Annotated in this window: 3 protein-coding genes; all 3 read right to left on the reverse strand. The window is 32.6% G+C overall.

Annotated elements, in window-relative coordinates; all coding sequences use genetic code 11:
• Positions 1–1,001 precede the first annotated feature (1,001 nt).
• Complete coding sequence (locus tag F6K22_RS34415; RefSeq protein ID WP_293108783.1) at positions 1,002–2,009, reverse strand: alpha/beta fold hydrolase; 1,008 nt, start codon at positions 2,007–2,009, stop codon at positions 1,002–1,004.
• 98 nt (positions 2,010–2,107) lie between these two features.
• Positions 2,108–2,956: a DUF3598 family protein gene (locus F6K22_RS34420; protein ID WP_293108785.1), complete on the reverse strand. Its 849-nt coding sequence runs from the start codon at positions 2,954–2,956 to the stop codon at positions 2,108–2,110.
• 177 nt (positions 2,957–3,133) lie between these two features.
• Positions 3,134–3,526, reverse strand: a complete 393-nt coding sequence (locus tag F6K22_RS34425; RefSeq protein ID WP_293108788.1) for a DoxX family protein — start codon at positions 3,524–3,526, stop codon at positions 3,134–3,136.
• Positions 3,527–4,088 lie beyond the last annotated feature (562 nt).

The following is a 4,088-nucleotide window of genomic DNA, read 5'->3' on the forward strand; positions in this document are numbered from 1 at the left end:
TGGAGGAGGGAATTTTAAGCTATTTATTCGGACATGATATAAAACATTTCCCCATCTCATTTAAATGCCTTGCTGTATAACATCTACCTCCGACAATCCCGGTTTTTTATAACTCTCCTCAGTAAGTAGATTTGATATTAGCGGTCATGTTTATATGCGTAGCAAAGTGGAACGGAGTTCTATCACCCTCAAAGCTATGATTTTTTTGTTGAATAAAAAATCATGCGCATAGGCGAACAAGCCCAGTTAATCTTATGATATCACAAAAATTGTGAGGATGCAGCAAAAAATCCTTTGACGCGCGTTTTTTTTCAGGAGCTTCACAAAATGAAATGTTTGTGGTTTTTCACTAGGAAGGTATAGATGGAAAGATTTTAAGATTTTATAAGTTTATGTTCTAACTAAATCTATTTATTTATTATCAAAATAATTAGCGATCAAACCCCACTTTTTAATCAATTAGCCTCTTAGGGAGGAACTGCGTTAACAGTTATCAGTTAAATATTTCTTCTAGTTTTATCAAAATCACAAAGTAATAATTTAACTTCTGAAGTTAACTAACTAAGGTTTTTATTATCGCCATTTTTAAGTTCTGTCTTAATCTTTTATGCATAATGTTTATTCAGTAGTTTCATACATTATTTCTCCTGTTTTGCTGTAGTTTTTTTGAGATTAATCCATAATCATCAAGCCATTTATTATCTTGCCATTGGTGATATTTATAAACGTAAATACTGGAATATTGTGATGATTTATCTTGGCGTAACTAAGTGCAAAAAAATCAAACTTAAATTCTAACATTTTTTTATTATGTTGTTTTAGTATTTTTTTAAAATCTTCACCGTTTGGAAACAATTATCCAAAATCTATAGTTATTTTATCTTATTTATAGTTTTCATTTGGCTTTCCAAAGCCTCTGGCTTTTTTCATAGCTCTTTATCCAATTTAATACAAATTTTACCCTGATTTATACTATACAACAAATTTAATCAGAGAAAAAATTATTCATGATTGGCTGATTGCTGTCCGCTAATAGTTGAATGCTTAGGTTTATCTAATACAATTTTAACAGCATCAACAATTATATCTGGTTCATCTATCCACACAAAATGACCACTTTTATTGGCTTGAATTTGAACATAATTTGTTGATAGATTAGATAAATCTTTGTGCATTTGCTCCCGTAGTTGGTTAGCTGCTTTTAGAGGAATAAAAAAACTCCACCAAGAAGGTTTGAAAAAAGAATGAGCTTTGATACTAACTATTGGCATCGAGCCAAATTGATTAGCAATCATAACTTGATTTCCACTATTATCTAGATTGAGCATTTCTCGACACATTGTAATCCAGTGTTTAGAACGACAAAAAGAACGTTTTACATAATTTATTGACTCTTGAGAAAACTGTCGTAATTCAGGTTTAATCAATTCAAATATTCCACATTTTCTTAATAGCTGAATAATTCCTAATATTGACCCGAAAGTAGACATAACAAAGCCTGAAATAAAGAATAGTTTCAAACCTTGTAATTGGATAGGCATTTTCAGCATTCCTGTCTCATGGAGTCCATCTGTGAGTACCATTCCCATAACTTTTTCAGGGAAGCGATAGGCATACAATCTGACATTGTAACTACCAAAGGAATTTCCTACTAAAATGTAAGGTGGCTGAATTTTGGCCTGAGTCAGTAGGGTATCTAATTCTTCTACCATTTGATTGCTAGTTCTAGGATGAGGACTATGGTCGCTCCATCCACATCCAGCTCGGTCGTAGATACATACTCGTCCTAATTTTGCCAGTTTTTCTACGAGGAAATATCCCTCTATTCCTCCTAAGCTATGCTCTATAATAATTGTGGGATTACCTTCTCCTATACTGTACAAATGTAGATTATAACCGCCGACATCAAATAGCTCTCCTGGAGGTGGTTTTTGATTTTCCAGATAACAAGCGATCGCTTGATAAACTGTTGTAGCAATTATCAGAATAATTCTGATAGATAATGACATTTTTAGTATTCCTGTAGATCGATATTAAAGAATTGTTTCCTTATTGCTACTTCCTACTTCCTACTCCCTATTCCCTAAAATATTTGAATTAAATATTTTTATTTAATTTTCTCCTCAGTAACTAAGGTGGAACTTACCCATTCTCCTTTGTCATTATAACTACGAATAAGTCGTTGACGAAGCTGAGGTTCAATTAACCAACCAAGTTCAAAAAATAAAGGTTTTCTCAACTCAATTTTGACAGGCAAAGTAGCAGATGCACCATCAGGAAGTAAAACTATTTTTACAGGTTGAGAACTTTGGTCAAAGTGTAAAATTGAACCTTCAATTCTAGCGGTAGAAGTGAGAGTTTTCGGATGAGTATCACCAAAAGTAATTTCCTGAACTAATCGACCTGTATTATCAATGTTTAATTCCATTTGAGTTGGATAAGTATCGGGTTCCCGCAGATCGGGATACATAGTAATAGCTTCTCCGTGCCATTTTCCTAATAAAGCATCTACTGTCAAAGGAGGATTTTCTGAAGCATCTGTTCCAGCTCTTTTTTCTCGAATTAAAGTTAATTTATCAAAATTGCCATCTTTGTTAAATAATTCGACTAAACGTAGACGACGATTTTTATTAACAAAACCAAATTCAGCACCATTAATTGAAAAAGGGGCTATTTGAATTACTCCTTTAGAAAAAGCACCATTTTCAAAAAATAAAAGATTTCTGCCTAGAGTTTGATATTCACTTACTATTTCATCAACTTTTGACTCAGGAGTTTTGGCAAAAGAGTTAAAGCGACGTAGTGTTAAACGTACTTGTTTATTCTGGTCATCAAGACTTTCTAAAATGAGAATACTAGGTGTGTCTTTAAGTATTTCTCCCTTGGCAGAAATATTAGTAAATGAACCGTGCCATTCACCGAGGTTTTGCAGAAAATTTTCCCATTGTGTTTTCATGTTTTTTAAGTAGTTGTGCTTTTAGTAATTTCCTAATTGAGAGAGGGAACAGTTCATTAATTGATAATTGATAATGGATAATTGATAATTACAAGAAGGTTAAAACCGAGAGGATTGAAGATTGGGAAATATCATTTCTTCTCTTGGTAGATTGGAGGCAAATGAATCGCCTACTCCCTACTCCCTATAAATACTTTTCTCATCAAAACTAATTCTACCCGGACCAAAAGAAGCTACCATTAAAAGTCCTCCTATTAATCCCAGATTTTTCATAAACGCAATTTCTTGAGTAGGGTCTATAAAAACATTATGGAAAATCAGAGTAGCCGGAATTAAAAATCCTACTAATGCAAGTGCCCCATAACGAGCTTTATAACCTACTAAAACAGATAATCCACCTATTAAAAGAACAATAATCGTTGGAATTAATAACCAACCAGGAACTCCTGAAGATTCCATATATTGTTGAGTACCTGCTCCACCAAAAATTTTACCAATAGCAGATTTGATAAAAACGGCAGAGAGGAATATTCTGCCTAAGAGCGAAGTCCACGGCTGTAAGTTGTTCATTTTGCTTTATCAAAAAAATACTGTTTTCTTCAATCATTTTAATTGATGTAGGCAAATTTTATTGATTAAATTTTAATTAAATATTAAATCATCTCAGAAAATATTTAACTTTATTTATACTAATAAGTAGACTTAAATCAAAATAAATAACTTTGATTTTTTAGAAGGGTGACTAGGAATGTGGTAACTATCCTCCCTGGGGGAATAGGTAAGTGGAATCATAAGAATACCAATCTGAAATTATTATCCCTAGTTTATAATTCTTAGTAATTGCTGTTTCCTAATTCCCAAATATTTTCCGCACAATCACCCTGAGGATTACTATATAATTAAGTACAAATTTAACTTAACGAAGTCAGAAGTTGTTTTTGTAATATGATGTCCGGATAATAAGTGATAAAAAAGTTTTTGTTTGTAGTAGGGCTTTAGCCCGAACTTATAGATAGGACTAAAGCCCTACTACAAGCTTTAATTATAACTATTCAACCGGACATGATATAACGAGTATTTTGAGCAATCCTCCAAAAACATTTCGTCTTAAAAGGCGGGGTTTTAAACCCAA

The organism is Okeania sp. SIO2F4 (assembly GCF_010672385.1).
GTDB lineage: Bacteria > Cyanobacteriota > Cyanobacteriia > Cyanobacteriales > Microcoleaceae > Trichodesmium.

Excerpts from the sequence above, each read along its gene's own strand:
- F6K22_RS34420 (WP_293108785.1), bottom strand. The coding sequence starts at position 2,956 with ATGAAAACACAATGGGAAAATTTTCTGCAAAACCTCGGTGAATGGCAC.
- F6K22_RS34425 (WP_293108788.1), bottom strand. The coding sequence starts at position 3,526 with ATGAACAACTTACAGCCGTGGACTTCGCTCTTAGGCAGAATATTCCTC.
- F6K22_RS34415 (WP_293108783.1), bottom strand. The coding sequence starts at position 2,009 with ATGTCATTATCTATCAGAATTATTCTGATAATTGCTACAACAGTTTAT.